The organism is Chitiniphilus shinanonensis DSM 23277 (assembly GCF_000374805.1).
Classification (GTDB): domain Bacteria; phylum Pseudomonadota; class Gammaproteobacteria; order Burkholderiales; family Chitinibacteraceae; genus Chitiniphilus; species Chitiniphilus shinanonensis.
This window is the reverse complement of record NZ_KB895338.1, coordinates 177,367-192,967: the sequence shown is the minus strand read 5'-3', so window position 1 is coordinate 192,967 and position 15,601 is coordinate 177,367. Positions and strand designations below refer to the sequence as shown.

Sequence of the window (15,601 nt, the reverse complement as noted above, 5' to 3'; positions counted from 1 at the left end):
ATGTAGTTTTCCAATCGAAAAAGGCTATCGCCCTGATTGGCGTCAGCGGGTCGGATCGAGGCCGCTGCGGCGAGTTCCACGGCCGGATGGGCGCGCCGCCGATTGGGGGCGCCCGGTGTCCGGTCGGATGTCGGCAAATCGAAACGGCGCGGACGGCGGCGGGTCAGCCCTTGAGCCACACCACGCTGCGGATGCCGGCCCAGGTCAGTGCCAGCGAGCCGCCGACATGGGCGACGATGCCACCCAGCGCCCACAGCGGTTGCTGGCGTAGCGCCAGCGTGGTGATCTCGGCCGAGAAGGTGGAGAACGTGGTCAGCCCGCCGAGAAAGCCGGTGGTGACGAACAGGCGCAGTTCAGGCGAGATGGCCTGCCACATACTGAACGCGCCGAGCGCGATGCCCATCAGGTAGCCGCCGATCCAGTTGGCGGTCAGCGTGCCCAACGGCAACGACGGCACGATGGGATTCATCAGCACCGACAGGCCCCAGCGGGCCCAGGCACCCAGGGCGGCACCGAGGCCGATCAACAGGAAGGCAACGGGATTCATGGCAACCTACGCAAGCAGCAGACCGCGACGATTATAAGCGCCCTTTGCTATAGTCGGCCGAACACCCCGCCGATCTCCCATGCGCTTCCTTCTGCCCGTCATTTCCTCGTTGTTCGAATTGCGCCGCCCGCCGGTGAGGCGGGTGCTGCTCAAGCAGATCTACTTCACCGGCAACGAGGCCGCCTGGATCATGTTGTTGCTCGGCTTTGCGCTGGGCGGCATCGTGGTCAGCCAGTTGCACGACCAGTACGGCCAGAGCCGCGAGGCGGCGATGCGCCTGCTGGCGGCGCTCAGCTTTCGCGAACTGACGCCGCTGATGGTCGGGCTGGTACTGATCGCGCGCTCGTCGTCGGCCGTGGCCAGCGAGCTGGCCAGCATGCGGGTGCACGGCGAGCTGCGCAGCCTGATGCGCTATGGCATCGACCCGGTGGGCTACCTGGTGTTGCCGCGGGTGCTGGGCATGACGGTGGCGGCGACGCTGCTGGGCTTCATGCTGGCGCTGTCGGCGCAGCTCGGCGGTGCGTTCTTCGTCACCGGGGTGGATGTCACCTACCAGTTGTTCCAGATGGATCGCTTTGTCACGCCGGCAATGGTCGGCATCTGCCTGGGCAAATCGGCGTTGTTCGGTTTCGCGGCCTCCACCCTGGCGTGCGTGGTCGGGCTGCGCGCCAAATCCTACGTGACCGAGATCCCCAAGGCGTCGTCGCGTGCGGTGGTGCGCGGGCTGGTGCTGGTGTTCCTGCTGGACCTGATCTGGGCGGTGATGTCATGAGCGACACCCTGTTCACGCTGGCGCTGGAGCCGCCGCTCGACGTCCGGCTGGGCGAGCGCTACTGGCTGGTCGAGTACGACGAGATCCGTCGCGACAACTGGCTGGATACGCTGGCACGTGCCGGGCTGGCGCTCTGGCCGGGCCGCGTGGCCAGCCTGGACGGCACCGGGGGCCTGGTGAACAACCTGCGGGTCTGGGAAAACCTGATCCTGCCTGCGTGGTACCATCACGCCGAACCCTTGCCGGCATTGGAAGAAAGCCTGCTGGCGCTGTTCGCCGAGGTCGGCATCGAAGCGGAAAGCGCCGTCGGCATCTGCCAGAGCCTGCCCTCGGCGCTGGGGCGGGAGGCGCGCCAGGAACTGGCGCTGCTGCGCGCCGCGCTGACCCGGCCGTGCTGCATCGTCATCGACGGCGACTGGCATACTTTCCTGGCCTACGGTCGCGGCCTGGCCTGCCGCGAGCTGTTCGACCGCATCGCCGCCCAGGCCGCGGTCTTCGTCGTCGCGGCCTATCCGCCGCCGTCCACGGGCTTCCAGCGGCTGGAAGCGGTGGACGCCTCGCAACTCATCGTATCGGGCACCCATGAAGCTACTGAGGGATACTGATCCACGTTTCCAATGGCTGAGCTGGCGGGTCGGCGCCTTCGTCGGCAGCGCGGTGATGCTGGTGGCCATCGTCATCGGCCTGCTCGGCCTGAAGCAGGGTTACTTCGTGCCCAAGAGCCGGTTGCACTTCGTGGCGGAGAACGGCTCCGGGCTGGTGGCCGGCATGCAGATCCGCCTGTCCGGCTTCAAGATCGGTGTGGTGGACAGCGTCGCGCTGAACGACCAGGCCAAGGTGGACGTGGAACTGCTGGTCGAAGAGCGCTACATGAAGTGGATCAAGCCCGACTCCACGGCCCTGTTGCAGCAGGAGGGGCTGTTGGGCGACAACTTCATCGAGATCGCCGGCGGCACCCCGAACGCCAAGCCGGTCGAGGACGGCGCCACGCTGACCTTCGCGCCATCGCTGGGCCTGTCGGAGATCGCGCTCGACCTGCGCCAGCGCACCATTCCCATCATCGATTCGGTCCAGACCACGCTGGATTACCTGAACGACCCGCGCGGCGACCTGCGCGGCACCATCGCCAACGTGCGCCAGTTGACCGAGGAACTGCACGCCACCCGCGCGGCGGTGGACAAGCTGTTGCAGAACCTGGACCACGTCACCGGCGAGCAGGTGCCGCAGGTGATGGCGCAGACCGACGCCACCTTGCAGCGCGCCGAACGCATCGCCGCCGACCTGGAAGTGCGGCTGCCCAGCGTGCTGGACAAGCTCGACGGCACGCTGGCCGAGGCGCAGGGCGCCGCCAGCGAGGCCCACGCGGCGGTCGGCACCGCGCGCCGCGCGCTGGACGAAGCGGCGCCGCGCCTGCCCTCGCTGGTGCGCAACGCCGACGACCTGGTCAGCGGCGGCCGCGACGTGCTCGACGGCGCCAGCCGCTCGTGGCCGCTCAAGCTATGGGTCACCGCACCCGAAACCAGCGCGCCGGTCGCGCCGAGCCGGGAGTGAGCGCCATGCGGATCTGGATCGCCATACTGCTGATCGCGCTGGCGGGCTGCGCCAGCGAGCCCAAGGTGGAAAAGCCGTCGCGGCTGCAACTGGCCGAGTCGGCGTTACGCGCCGGCAACCGGGCGTTTGCCGCCGAGCGCTACCAGGACGCCGCGATGTCGTGGCAGGACGCGATGGATGCCTATCGCAGCATCGACGACTGGGCGGGGCAGGGCGAGGCGCGCCTGGGGCTGGCGCTGGCGTTCTCGCGCCAGAACGAGATTGCCGCCGCACGCAACGTGCTGCTGGGATTGCCGGAGCAGCAGTTGTTTCCGCAGCCGCTGCGCGCCCGCGCCGCCTACCAGCTTGCCCTGCTCGCCGCGCGGGACAACGCCGCCCAGGCCGGCGACCGACTGACTCAGGCGAGAACACTGTGCGCCGCACCGTGTGCGCTGACGCCGCAATTGGACAACCTCCAGGCGCGGCTGGCGTTGCCGGCCGATCCGGCGCGCGCCGAAACGCTGGCCCGGGGCGTGCTGGACGGCATGCCGGACGCCCCGCCGCTGGAACGCGCGCACGCCTGGCGCCTGCTTGCGGAAGCGCGGCTGCTGGCCGGCGACGCGGCCGGCGCGCGTGACGCCTTGCTGCAAGCCGTCGCCATCGACCGGGAGCGGGCCAATTCGGTCTACCTGGGCGACGACTTCGCCTTGCTGGTGAAGGTGGCGCGCGCCCTGGGCGACGCCACGCTGCTGGCCGAGGCCGAGGCGCGCTTCGCCAGCCTGTGCGCGGCGACGCGGGTGCCCGCATGCAAGGCGCCTTGATGCATCGCGCAATCGAGGGCTATAATCTCGCGCTTCCGTATTTCGCGGAAATCTTCCCGGTCCGCCTTTAAGGGTGCCAGGGCACAGCCCTGGTGTCGCGCGGACGGTAGGCCATAACCCTTATCGGAGTCTTTATTCCATGTCGATCAGCATGCGTGAAATGCTCGAGGCCGGTGTTCACTTCGGCCACCAAACCCGTTACTGGCACCCGAAGATGGGTCAATACATCTTCGGTGCGCGCAACAAGATTCACATCATCAACCTCGAAAAGACCCTGCCGTTGCTGGAAGACGCGCTGAAGTACGTGCGTCGCCTGTCCGCCAACAAGGGCACCATCCTGTTCGTCGGCACCAAGCGCCAGGCCCGCGAGATCGTGGCTGAAGAAGCCCAGCGCGCCGGCAGCCCGTTCGTCGACCATCGCTGGCTCGGCGGCATGCTGACCAACTTCAAGACGGTCAAGCAATCGATCAAGCGCCTGGAAGACCTGCAAGCCATCCTGGCCGACGAGAACAGCGGCTACGGCAAGAAGGAACTGCTGAACATCCAGCGCGAAGTCGAGAAGCTCGAGCGCTCGCTGGGTGGCATCAAGGACATGAAGGGCCTGCCCGACGCCATCTTCATCATCGATACCGGCTACCAGCACGGCACCGTGGTCGAAGCCAAGAAGCTGGGCATCCCCCTGATCGGTGTGGTCGATACCAACAACGACCCGCAAGGCATCGATTACGTGATCCCGGGTAACGACGACTCCAGCCGCGCCATCCGTCTGTATGCGCGCGCCGTGGCCGACGCCGTGCTCGAGGGCCGCAACCAGGCTGTGCAGGAAATCGTCGAAGCGGCTGCTGCAGCCGAGGCGTAATCCCACAGCGATAGCATCCAGCGAAAAGGGGCCTACACAGCCCCTTTTTCGTAACAGTGAACCAACGAATTCAGGAGAACGTCATGGCGGAAATCACCGCAAAGATGGTTGCCGAGCTGCGTGAAATGACCGGCATGGGCATGATGGAATGCAAGAAAGCCCTGGTCGAAGCCGAAGGCGACATCAAGAAGGCCGAGGAAGTGCTGCGCATCAAGTCCGGCAACAAGGCCTCGAAGCTGGCCGGCCGCACCGCCGCCGAAGGCACCGTGGTGACCTTCATCAGCGACGACAAGAAGCTGGGCGCGCTGCTCGAAGTGAACTGTGAAACCGACTTCGTTGCCAAGGACGAAGGTTTCCTGGGCTTCGCCCGCGCCGCCGCCGAAGCCGCCGCCAAGTCCGACGCCGCCGATGTCGAGGCCCTGGCTGCTGCCAAGACCGCTTCGGGCGAGACCGTCGAAGAGGCCCGCAAGGCCATCATCGCCAAGCTGGGCGAGAACATCACGCTGCGTCGCTTCGTGCGTTACACCACCGCCGGCCAACTGGCCGCCTACCTGCACGGCTCCAAGATCGGCGTGCTGGTCGATTTCGAGGGTGGCGCCGAGCAACTGGGCAAGGACATCGCGATGCACATCGCCGCCTCCAAGCCCAAGTCGCTGGACGCCAGCGGCGTGTCGGCCGAACTGATCGAAACCGAGCGCCGCGTGGCCATCGAGCGTGCCAAGGAAGCCGGCAAGCCGGAAGCCATGCTGGAAAAGATCGCCGACGGTACCGTGCAGAAGTTCCTGAAGGACGTGACCCTGCTGGGCCAGCCGTTCGTCAAGGACGACAAGGTCACCATCGAGCAACTGCTGAAAAACAACTCCGCCAAAGTGAACGCTTTCACCCTGTTCGTGGTCGGTGAAGGCATCGAGAAGAAAGTGGTGGACTATGCTGCTGAAGTAGCCGCGGCCGCCAAGGTCTAAGCATTCGGCATCAAGGATTCACCGGTTGTACCCGTTAAGACGCCGCGCGGAAACGCGCGGCGTTTCCACGCCTGCCACATCGCCCGCATCGCAAAGGAAACCCGCATGAGCCAGACACCCAAGTACAAGCGCATCCTTCTGAAACTCTCTGGTGAAGCCCTGATGGGCGAAGACAGTTATGGCATCAACCGCGCCACCATCGAGCGTATCGTCGGCGAGGTGAAGGACGTCGTGGACCTCGGGGTGCAGGTGGCCGTGGTGATCGGCGGCGGCAACATCTTCCGCGGTGTTGCGCCGGCCGCCGCCGGCATGGATCGCGCCACTGCCGACTACATGGGCATGCTGGCCACGGTGATGAACGCGCTCGCGTTGCAGGACGCGATGCGCCACGCCGGCATCGTCAGCCGCGTGCAGAGCGCGCTGACCATCCAGCAGGTGGCCGAGCCCTATATCCGTGGCAAGGCGATCCGCTACCTGGAGGAAAACAAGGTGGTGATCTTCGGCGCGGGCACGGGCAACCCGTTCTTCACCACCGACACCGCCGCCGCGCTGCGCGGCATGGAAGTGGGCGCCGACATCGTGCTCAAGGCGACCAAGGTCGACGGCGTCTACACCGACGACCCCAAGAAGAACCCCGACGCGGTCCGCTACCAGACCGTGACCTTCGACGAGGCCATCGGCCGCAACCTCAAGGTGATGGACGCCACCGCGTTCGCCCTGTGCCGCGACCAGAAGATGAACATCAGCGTGTTCAGCATCTTCAAGCAGGGCGCGCTCAAGCGGGTCGTGCTTGGGGAAGACGAAGGCACGCTGGTACACTGCTAAGTTTACGGACGTCACCCGACGACCCAGGAATACCAAGGCATCTTCCCTTGGGTGCCCCGACAGGCGGCTTGCTCCGCCTGTTTGTTTTCGCAGAAAGGACAGCCTCATGATTGCCGATATCAAGAAGAACACCGAAGCCAAGATGCAGAAGACGGTCGAGGCACTGAAGACCGATCTGGCCAAGGTCCGCACCGGCCGTGCGCACACCGGCCTGCTCGACCACATCATGGTCGACTACTACGGCAACCCCACCCCGGTGAACCAGGTGGCCGCCATCAACCTGATCGACGCCCGCACCATCGGCGTGCAGCCGTGGGAAAAGCCCATGGTCGCCAAGGTGGAAAAGGCGATCCGCGATTCCGACCTGGGCCTGAACCCGGCCACCAACGGCGACGTGATCCGCGTACCGATGCCGATGTTGACCGAGGAACGCCGCAAGGACCTGACCAAGGTGGTGCGCGGCGAGGCCGAGGATGCCCGCGTGGCGGTGCGCAACGTGCGACGCGACGCCAACGACCAGTTGAAGAAGCTGGTGAAGGACAAGGAGATCTCCGAGGACGACGAGCGTCGTGGTCAGGACGATGTCCAGAAGCTCACCGACAAGTACATCGCCGAAGTCGACAAGCTGCTTGCCGAGAAAGAAAAAGAACTGATGACCGTCTGAGTCGGAGCAGTCCGTGGCAATCTTCCGCAGTTCCACCCGCGACGTGCCGGACGACGCGGCCTGCATTCCCCGGCACGTGGCCATCATCATGGACGGCAACGGGCGCTGGGCCAAGCAACGCATGATGCCGCGCGTCTTCGGACACAAGCGTGGCGTCGACGCGTTGCGCGAGACGGTCAAGTCGTGCGACGCGCTGGGGGTGCAATACCTGACGGTGTTCGCCTTCAGCAGCGAGAACTGGCGCCGCCCGGCCGACGAGGTCTCGTTCCTGATGGGGTTGTTCCTGCGGGTGCTCAATACCGAGATCGAGCGCATGCACGAGCGCGGCATCCGCCTCAAGATCGTCGGCAACCGCGACAAGTTCTCGCCGGAGCTGGTCGGGTTGATCGAGGCCGCCGAGGCGCGCACCGCCGACAACCCCGGTCTGACCCTGTCCATCGCCGCCGACTACGGCGGTCGCTGGGACGTGCTCAACGCAGTGAACCGCTGCCTTCAGGCCGAACCCGCGCGCACCGAGCCGTTGGGCGAGGACGACATCGCGCCGTTCCTGGCGATGCATTACGCGCCCGAGCCCGATCTGTTCATTCGCACCGGCGGCGAGCAGCGCATCAGCAACTTCCTGTTGTGGCAACTCGCTTACACCGAGCTGTACTTCACCGACCTGCTCTGGCCCGATTTCGGCGAGAGCGCCTTCAACGACGCCATCGCGTGGTACCAGGGGCGTGAACGGCGCTTTGGCCGCACCAGCGAGCAACTGCAGGCGGCGAGCGGATGCTGAAGACCCGGATTCTCACCGCACTGGTGCTGTTGCCGCTGGTGTTGCTCGCATTGTTCCTGCTGCCGCACGGCGGCTGGGTGGCGTTCGCCGCGATCGTCTGCGGGGCCGGCGCCTGGGAATGGTCGCGCCTGTGTGGCCTGAATGGCGCGGGCGCCTGGTTGCTGCCGGCACTGGTCGCTGTCGGCGTGGCATTGCTGGCGCCCGGCGCGTTGCCGATCTTCGACCAGCCGTGGTGGCCGGTGGTGCTGGCCGCCGCGCTGTTCTGGCTACTGGGCGCCCCGGCTTGGCTGCGCTGGCGCTGGCCGTTGGCGGCGACGCTGGCCAAGGGGCTGCCGGTCGGCTTCCTGCTGCTGCTCGGGGCCGGGCTGAGCCTGATCGCCCTGCGCGGCGCGGTCGGGCCGTGGGGCGTGCTCGCCACGCTGGCCATCGCCTGGGTGGCCGATACCGCCGCGTATTTTTCCGGCAAGGCATTCGGCCGGCGCAAGCTGGCGCCGTCGATCAGCCCGGGCAAGACCTGGGAAGGCGTCATCGGCGCCGCGCTGGCGGTGACAGCGTATGCGCTGGTCATCGCCTGGACGGCCCAGCTCTCGTGGTGGAAATGCGCCACCGCGGCGCTGCTGCTGATGGTGGTGTCGATCGCCGGCGACCTGCTGGAGTCGCTGTTCAAGCGCCAGGCCGGGATCAAGGATTCAAGCAACCTGCTGCCGGGGCACGGCGGCGTGCTCGACCGCATCGACAGCCTGGTGGCGCTGATGCCGCTGGCTTTGCCGCTGTTGTACTGGCTGGTACGCTGAGCGCAAGATCGGCCTTGGCCATGGCGCCGGTCCGCCGCGTGCCAAAGCCAAGCCAGCAGGGCGAGAAAGGTAGATACTGGCGCGCACCCGTTGTCCGATGGTTCGCACGCGCCGTCAGGCATTCACTCTGGAATATCCGATGTCCGCAAGTCCCCGCACCCTGACTGTTCTCGGTTCCACCGGCAGCATCGGGGTCAGCACGCTCGACGTGGTTGCCCGTTACCCCGAGCGTTACCGCATCCACGCCCTGACCGGCGCCACCCAGCTCGACCGGCTGTTCGAGCAGGCGCAAGCCTTCCGGCCGCGCTTCGTGGTGGTGCTGGACGAGGCCTCCGCGGAGCAGCTCGCTACGCGCCTGAAGGCGGCCGGCAGCCAGACCGAAGTGTTGTGTGGCGAGGCGGCGCTGGAGCAGGTGGCGGCCGCGCCGGAAGTCTGTACCGTGATGGCGGCCATCGTCGGCGCGGCCGGCATGAAGCCGACCCTGGCGGCGGCGCGGGCCGGCAAGCGCGTGCTGCTGGCCAACAAGGAAACATTGGTCCTGGCCGGGCGCCTGTTCATGGACGAGGTCAAGGCCAGCGGCGCCGAGCTGCTGCCGATCGACAGCGAACACAACGCCATCTTCCAGGTGTTGCCGCGTGCGCATCGCGAACACCCCTACGCGCAAGGGCTGCGCGAGTCCGGCGTCAAGCGCATCCTGCTGACCGCCTCGGGCGGACCGTTCCGCACCCGGGCGCTGGATACCTTTGCCGCCATCACCCCGGCCGAGGCGGTGAAACATCCCAACTGGTCGATGGGGCGCAAGATCTCGGTCGACTCTGCCAGCATGATGAACAAGGGCCTGGAAGTGATCGAGGCGCGCTGGCTGTTCAATGCCCAGCCGGACGAGATTTCGGTGGTGGTCCACCCGCAGAGCATCGTGCATTCGATGGTCGAGTACGCCGATGGCTCCGTGCTGGCGCAGATGGGGTCGCCCGACATGCGCACGCCCATCGCCTACGGCATGGCCTACCCGGAGCGCATCGACCCGGGTGTCAAGCCGCTGGATCTGTTCAGTGTCGGCCGCCTGGATTTCGAAGCCCCCGACCTGGCGCGCTTTCCCTGTCTGCGTCTGGCCTTCGAGGCGCTGGCCGCCGGTGGCGCCGCCACGGCGGTGCTGAACGCCGCCAACGAGGTGGCGGTGGCTGCCTTCCTCGATGGCAGGCTGTCGTTCCCCGGCATCGCCGCGCTGAGCGAAGCGGTGCTCGAACAGGTGAGCGGCCTGCCCGCCGGCGATTTGGAATCTCTGTTGCAGGCGGACGGCGCCGCACGTGAAGCGGCCCGGGCCTGGCTGGCCCGAGGAGAACGCGCATGCTGACGCTGCTCGCTTTCATCGTCACCCTGGGCCTGCTGGTGACCGTGCACGAATATGGCCACTACTGGGTTGCCAAGCGTTGCGGCATCAAGGTGCAGACGTTCTCCATCGGCTTCGGCAAGCCGCTGCTGACCTGGCAGCGCGGCGAGACCACCTGGCAGCTCGCAATGCTGCCGCTGGGTGGCTACGTGAAGATGCTGGACGAGCGCGAGGCGCCTGTGGCGCCGTTCGAGCAGCACCGTGCCTTCAACCAGCAGCACCCGTGGAAGAAGATCGCCGTGGTGCTGGCCGGGCCGATGGCCAACCTGATCCTGGCCTGCGCGCTGTATGCCGGCCTCAACGGCTACGGCTTCGACGCGATGCGCGCCGTCGCCGGCCAGGTGGCGGTCGATTCGCCCGCAGCCCGCGCCGGCATCCGTTCCGGCGACGAGATCGTCCGGGTCGGCGAGCACGATATCGAGACCTGGGATCAGCTGTTCATCGCGCTGATCGACGAGGCGGGTGGCGATACACCGATCGAGATGAAAGTGCGCAGCCCCGGTGAGGGCGAGCGGACGGTGGCCTTGCCGCCGGTTGCGGTCAGCCAGATCAGCCCGCAACTGCCGACCAGCCTGGGCTTGCTGGTCGCGCCGCTCTCCAGCCGCATTGCCCAGGTGACGCCGGGCAGCGCAGCGGCCCGGGCCGGCCTGCGCGCAGGCGATACCATCGTTGCGCTCGATGGACTGCGGCTGAAGGATTGGTCCGCCTTGCAGGCGGAAATCGCCAGGCGGGGCGGGCAAGCGGTCGAATTGACGGTAAAGCGCGATGGCCAGGAAGTGGCGCTGACCGCGACCCCCGAGGTGGCGACAGTCGATGGCCGCAAGGTGGGCCGCCTGGGTGTGGTGCCGTCGCTGGACCAGACCCGCTGGGCGGCGCAGCGCGTCCATCTGCAATACGGGCCGGTCGAGGCGATCGGGCAGGGTCTGAGCAAGGCCTGGACCTACGCGCGCATCACCCTGGTCATGTTCGGCCGCATGCTGGTCGGCGCGGCACCGCTCGACCAGATCAGCGGGCCAGTCACCATCGCGGTCTATGCCGGCGAAAGCGCGCGGGCAGGGATCGGCGTCTATATCGATTATCTGGCCCTGATCAGCTTGAGCCTGGCTGTCCTGAACCTGTTGCCCATCCCGCTGCTGGATGGCGGGCATTTGATGTATCATACCGCCGAGTTGCTGACCGGCCGCCCTGTTCCGGCCCGCCTCGAGGCGATCGGACAGCGCATTGGTCTGGCGTTGCTCCTGGGGCTGATGGCCCTGGCCCTCTTCAACGACTTCAATCGGTTCCTGCCTGGCTGATTGCCCCTCCCGACTTGCGCACAATGAAACTAAAACCGCTTCATCTGCTGCTCGCGGCCGTCCTCGGCGCGACGCTTCCGTCCGCTTGGGCCATCGATCCTTTCACGGTGCGCGACATCCGGGTGGAAGGGCTGCAACGGACCGATCTGGGCACGGTGTTCAACTATCTGCCGGTCAAGGTCGGCGAGCGCTTCGACGATGCGCGCGCGACCGAGGCGATCAAGGCACTGTTCGCCACCGGCTTCTTCGACGACGTGCGCGTCGAGCGTGACGGCGACGTGCTGATCGTGACGGTGGAGGAACGACCGACCATCGCGCAGATCAACATCAACGGTTCCAAGCTGCTGGAAAAGGACCAGATCCGCCAGGCGCTGCGCTCGCAGAACTTCGCGGAAGGGCGCATTTTCGAGCAGGGCGTGCTCGATTCGGCAATCAACGAACTCAAGCAGCAGTATTTCTCGCGTGGCCGCTACTCGGTCATCATCAAGAGCCAGGTGACCAAGCTCGAACGCAACCGCGTCGGTGTGCAGTTCGACATCTCCGAGGGCGACGTGGCGCGCATCCAGCGCATCAACATCGTGGGCACCAAGGCGTTCAAGGAAAGCGACCTGATCGACGAGATGGCGCTGACCACGCCGAACTGGATGACGTGGTACACCCGCACCGACCAGTATTCCAAGCAAAAGCTCCAGGCCGACCAGGAAGCGTTGCGCTCCTATTACCTGGATCGCGGCTACCTGGAGATGAGCATCGACTCGACCCAGGTGGCGATCTCGGAAGACCGCGAGGCGGTGTATCTCACGCTGAACATCACCGAGGGTGAACGTTACACCGTCAGCGACGTCAAGCTGGCCGGCGACAGCATCGTCGGCGCCGACGAGTTGCAGAAGCTGTTGCAGGTGAAGGCCGGCGACGTGTTCTCGCGCCAGAAGCTGAACCAGTCCACCGCCGCGATCACCGACCGCCTGGCCACCGAAGGCTACGCCTTCGCCAATGTGAACGCCGTGCCGCAGGTGGACAAGGAAAACCATACCGTTTCGTTCACCGTCTATGTCGATCCGGGCCGCAAGGTCTACGTGCGTCGCATCAACATCGCCGGCAACAACCTGACCCGCGACGAAGTGATCCGCCGCGAATTGCGCCAGCTGGAATCCGCCCAGTACGACGGCTCCAAGGTGAAGCGCTCCAAGCAGCGCCTGGATCAGCTCGATTACTTCAGCGAAGTCACCATCGACACCGCACCGGTCCCCGAGGCACCGGACGAAGTGGATATGAACGTCAAGGTGACCGAGAAGAAGACCGGCCAGTTCAACATCGGTGCCGGCTATGGCCAATCCGAAGGCGTGGTGTTCGTGTTGTCGCTGTCGCAGAACAACTTCCTGGGGTCCGGCAAGCGCTTTACGGCGGAATTCAACAACTCCAGTGCCAACAAGGTCTATTCGTTCTCGCTGTACGAACCGTACATGACGCCGGATGGCATCGCCGTCGGCTACAACCTCTATCGCCGCGATACCGACCCGGGCGAGCTGGATATCGGCGACTATTCGACGTCCGCTTACGGGGGCAGTGTGCGTTTCGGCTTCCCGACCTCGGAAACCAACCGCATCAACTTTGGCCTGGCAGCTGAAAACCTGAAGCTGCAAACTACCAGCGATTCGCCCAAGCGCGTGCTCGACTTCATTTCGCGCAATGGCGACACCAACATGACCTACACCGCGTCGATCAACTGGTCTCGCGATACCCGTGACAGCGCGTCGTATCCCACGCAGGGCATGTTGACCAGCGTCGGCGCCGAAGTCACGATCCCAGGTTCGGATCTCGACTACTACAAGACCAATTTCTCCAACCAGCTGTTCATTCCGGTCTTCGGCAACACCAGCCTGATGTGGAATGTCGATATTGGCTGGGGCGGAAAGATCGGTGACAGTGAATTCCCGTTCTACAAGAACTACTACGCCGGCGGCGTCTCCTCGGTGCGCGGTTACGAATACGGCACCATCGGTCCCAAGGATGAGAACGGCGACGGCATGGGCGGCACCAAGAAGCTGGTGAACAACATCGAGCTGCTGTTCCCGATCCCCGGCATGAAGGACGACAAATCCACCCGCCTGAGCCTGTTCACCGATCTGGGCGGCGTCTGGGACGAAGATACCAATCCGAGCACCGACGAGCTGCGTTATTCCGCCGGTCTGGCTTTCACCTGGATTTCGCCGATCGGTCCGATCAAGCTTTCCTACGCCAAGCCGTTCAATGCCAAGGATCAGGACAAGACCGAAAGCTTCCAATTCCAGTTGGGCAACATGTTCTAAGCGGTACCACGCTTACTAATCGTGGTCGAGGTGGTCAGATGAAGTTGCGAATTGCGTGTTTTATCGGTGCGGTGCTGATGGCGGTTTCCAGCATGGCCAGCGCCGACATCAAGATCGGTTTCGTCGATTTGCAGCGGATCATGCGCGAATCCGCGCCGGCGGTGCGCGCCAGCAAGCGCCTGGAAAAGGAATTCGAGGGACGGCGCCAGGAGTTGCAGAAGGTGGCGGCCCAGGGCAAGGCCCTGCAGCAGGCGCTGGACAAGAACAGCATGCCCGAGGCGGATCGGCGCGCACGCGAGCGCGAGCTGGTGCGGCTGAACCAGGATTTCCTGCGGATGCAGCGCGAACTGAACGAAGACCAGAACGCGCGCCGCAACGAGGAACTGGCCGGCTTGCAGGAACGGATCAACAACGCCATCCAGCAGATCGCCAACACCGAGAAATACGACCTGATCCTTCAGGAAGCCGCCTGGAACACCCCCAAGATCGACATCACCGACAAGGTGCTCAAGGCGCTGGCGGACAAGTGATGCCCGGCATGCGGCTTTCGGCATTGGTTGCCCAACTGGGCGGCACCCTGCAAGGCGATGACGTCCAGGTCGATGGCGTGGCCAGCCTGGAGCACGCGCGCCCGTCCCAGCTTTCCTTCCTGACCCAGCGCAAGTTCCTCGGCGCGGCGCAGGCCAGTGCGGCGGGCGCCTTGATCGTACGTCCGGCGGAAGCACCGTTGCTCGACCGGGCCTGCATCGTCACGGCGGACCCGTATCTCTATTACGCGCGGGCCGTGCCCCTGCTGCACCCGGTTCCGGAGGGCATGCCGGGCGTGGACGCCCGGGCGGCGGTCGATCCGAGCGCCAAGGTGGCCGCCAGCGCCCGCATCGGGCCGGGCGTGGTGATCGGTCCGGATGCCGAGGTGGGCGAGCGCAGCGTGCTGCGCGCCAATGTCTGCGTCGGCGCCGGCGCCCGCATCGGTGCCGATTGCCTGCTGCACCCCAATACGGTGCTGGCCGACGGCTGCATCCTGGGCGACCGGGTGATCCTGCATCCGGGGGCCGTGGTCGGGGCCGATGGTTTCGGCAACGCCTGGGCCGGCGATCACTGGGAAAAGATTCCGCAGATCGGCCGCGCCATCGTCGGCGACGACGTGGAAATCGGCAGCAACACCACGGTGGATCGTGGCGCACTGGACGATACCGTGATCGGCAACGGCGCCCGCATCGACAACTTGGTGCAGGTGGCCCATAACGTGGCGATCGGCGAGCACACCGCGATCGCGGGTTGCGTCGGCATCGCCGGCTCCACCAAAATCGGCGCCCGTTGCCAGATCGGCGGGGCGGCCATGATCAGCGGCCATCTGGAGATCTGCGACGGTGTCGTGGTGCTCGGCGGCACGCTGATCGGCAAGACCATCCGCACACCGGGTGTCTATTCCGGCTCGTACCCGATGCAGGGCCACGCGGATTGGCTGAAGAATGCGGCGCAACTGCGCCATCTCGACGCGCTGGCCGAGCGCGTCAAGCAACTTGAAAAAAAGCTGGCGGGACTGGATTCGTCGGCAGGGGAGCAAGCATGAGCATCACCATGAACATCACCGAGATCCTGCAATATCTGCCGCACCGCTATCCGTTCCTGCTGGTGGACAAGGTGCTGGAGCTGGAGCCGGGCAAGTCGATCAAGGCTGTGAAGAACGTGACGATGAACGAGCAGTTCTTCGTCGGCCACTTCCCGCAATACCCGGTGATGCCCGGCGTGCTGATCATCGAGGCACTGGCCCAGGCGGCGGGCGTGCTGGCGTTCAAGACCGAGAACAAGACCGCCGACAGCGGCACGCTCTACTTCTTCGCCGGTATCGACAACGCCCGCTTCAAGCGCCAGGTGCTGCCGGGCGACACGCTGACCCTGTGCGTCGAGATCGTCACCCAGAAGCGCGGCATCGGCAAATACAAGGCCAAGGCCTACGTCGGCGACGAGCTCGCCGCCGAGGCGGATCTGCTCTGCGCCGAGCGCCAGGTGAGCAAGCTCGCCTGACAGCCCCGGACTCGCCGCGCGCCGCGC

Annotated in this window: 17 protein-coding genes; 16 read left to right on the top strand and 1 reads right to left on the bottom strand. The window is 65.6% G+C overall.

The genetic code is table 11. The annotated features are described in order from the left end of the window. Positions 1-163: 163 nt before the first annotated feature. Positions 164-547 carry a fluoride efflux transporter CrcB gene (crcB, locus tag C556_RS0106955; RefSeq protein ID WP_018747518.1) on the bottom strand — a complete coding sequence of 128 codons (384 nt, stop codon included), beginning with the start codon at positions 545-547 and terminating at the stop codon, positions 164-166. A gap of 79 nt (positions 548-626) precedes the next feature. On the opposite strand from crcB, the gene C556_RS0106950 reads away from it, so the two are divergent. The 16 genes from C556_RS0106950 (at position 627) to fabZ (ending at position 15,574) form a co-directional block, all read left to right on the top strand. Beyond that, complete coding sequence (locus tag C556_RS0106950; RefSeq protein WP_018747517.1) at positions 627-1,319, top strand: ABC transporter permease; 693 nt, start codon at positions 627-629, stop codon at positions 1,317-1,319. After that, complete coding sequence (locus tag C556_RS0106945; RefSeq protein ID WP_018747516.1) at positions 1,316-1,924, top strand: hypothetical protein; 609 nt, start codon at positions 1,316-1,318, stop codon at positions 1,922-1,924. The genes C556_RS0106950 and C556_RS0106945 overlap by 4 nt, the downstream gene beginning before the upstream one ends. Continuing rightward, positions 1,902-2,870, top strand: coding sequence for an MlaD family protein (locus tag C556_RS0106940; protein ID WP_083930448.1), 969 nt, complete (start codon positions 1,902-1,904; stop codon positions 2,868-2,870). The genes C556_RS0106945 and C556_RS0106940 overlap by 23 nt, the downstream gene beginning before the upstream one ends. Before the next feature lie 5 nt (positions 2,871-2,875). After that, positions 2,876-3,670 (top strand): hypothetical protein, encoded by a 795-nt coding sequence (locus C556_RS0106935; RefSeq protein WP_018747514.1) that lies wholly within the window; start codon positions 2,876-2,878, stop codon positions 3,668-3,670. 139 nt (positions 3,671-3,809) lie between these two features. Further along, entirely contained in the window at positions 3,810-4,529 is a 720-nt protein-coding gene (rpsB, locus tag C556_RS0106930; RefSeq protein WP_018747513.1) for a 30S ribosomal protein S2, read from the top strand. Positions 4,530-4,612: 83 nt separating this feature from the next. Further along, complete coding sequence (gene tsf / locus C556_RS0106925) at positions 4,613-5,491, top strand: translation elongation factor Ts (protein WP_018747512.1); 879 nt, start codon at positions 4,613-4,615, stop codon at positions 5,489-5,491. Positions 5,492-5,596: 105 nt separating this feature from the next. Then, positions 5,597-6,316 carry a UMP kinase gene (gene pyrH, locus C556_RS0106920; RefSeq protein ID WP_018747511.1) on the top strand — a complete coding sequence of 240 codons (720 nt, stop codon included), beginning with the start codon at positions 5,597-5,599 and terminating at the stop codon, positions 6,314-6,316. Positions 6,317-6,422: 106 nt separating this feature from the next. Beyond that, on the top strand, positions 6,423-6,980 hold the full coding sequence (frr, locus tag C556_RS0106915) for a ribosome recycling factor (RefSeq protein WP_018747510.1): 558 nt from the start codon (positions 6,423-6,425) through the stop codon (positions 6,978-6,980). A gap of 13 nt (positions 6,981-6,993) precedes the next feature. Continuing rightward, positions 6,994-7,758: a polyprenyl diphosphate synthase gene (gene uppS / locus C556_RS0106910; protein ID WP_018747509.1), complete on the top strand. Its 765-nt coding sequence runs from the start codon at positions 6,994-6,996 to the stop codon at positions 7,756-7,758. After that, the gene (locus C556_RS0106905) at positions 7,752-8,552 is read left to right on the top strand and encodes a phosphatidate cytidylyltransferase (RefSeq protein WP_018747508.1); all 801 of its coding nucleotides are present in this window, start codon (positions 7,752-7,754) and stop codon (positions 8,550-8,552) included. The genes uppS and C556_RS0106905 overlap by 7 nt, the downstream gene beginning before the upstream one ends. A 139-nt stretch (positions 8,553-8,691) precedes the next feature. After that, on the top strand, positions 8,692-9,906 hold the full coding sequence (gene ispC / locus C556_RS0106900; RefSeq protein ID WP_018747507.1) for a 1-deoxy-D-xylulose-5-phosphate reductoisomerase: 1,215 nt from the start codon (positions 8,692-8,694) through the stop codon (positions 9,904-9,906). After that, the gene (gene rseP, locus C556_RS0106895) at positions 9,900-11,237 is read left to right on the top strand and encodes an RIP metalloprotease RseP (RefSeq protein ID WP_018747506.1); all 1,338 of its coding nucleotides are present in this window, start codon (positions 9,900-9,902) and stop codon (positions 11,235-11,237) included. The genes ispC and rseP overlap by 7 nt, the downstream gene beginning before the upstream one ends. Positions 11,238-11,344: 107 nt before the next feature. Continuing rightward, positions 11,345-13,546: an outer membrane protein assembly factor BamA gene (bamA, locus tag C556_RS0106890; RefSeq protein WP_018747505.1), complete on the top strand. Its 2,202-nt coding sequence runs from the start codon at positions 11,345-11,347 to the stop codon at positions 13,544-13,546. A 38-nt stretch (positions 13,547-13,584) separates the two neighbouring features. Continuing rightward, positions 13,585-14,076: an OmpH/Skp family outer membrane protein gene (locus C556_RS0106885; RefSeq protein ID WP_026262871.1), complete on the top strand. Its 492-nt coding sequence runs from the start codon at positions 13,585-13,587 to the stop codon at positions 14,074-14,076. Next, entirely contained in the window at positions 14,076-15,119 is a 1,044-nt protein-coding gene (gene lpxD, locus C556_RS0106880) for a UDP-3-O-(3-hydroxymyristoyl)glucosamine N-acyltransferase (protein WP_018747503.1), read from the top strand. The genes C556_RS0106885 and lpxD overlap by 1 nt, the downstream gene beginning before the upstream one ends. After that, on the top strand, positions 15,116-15,574 hold the full coding sequence (gene fabZ, locus C556_RS0106875; protein WP_018747502.1) for a 3-hydroxyacyl-ACP dehydratase FabZ: 459 nt from the start codon (positions 15,116-15,118) through the stop codon (positions 15,572-15,574). Before lpxD ends, fabZ begins: the two co-directional genes overlap by 4 nt. The last annotated feature ends 27 nt before the right edge of the window (positions 15,575-15,601 follow it).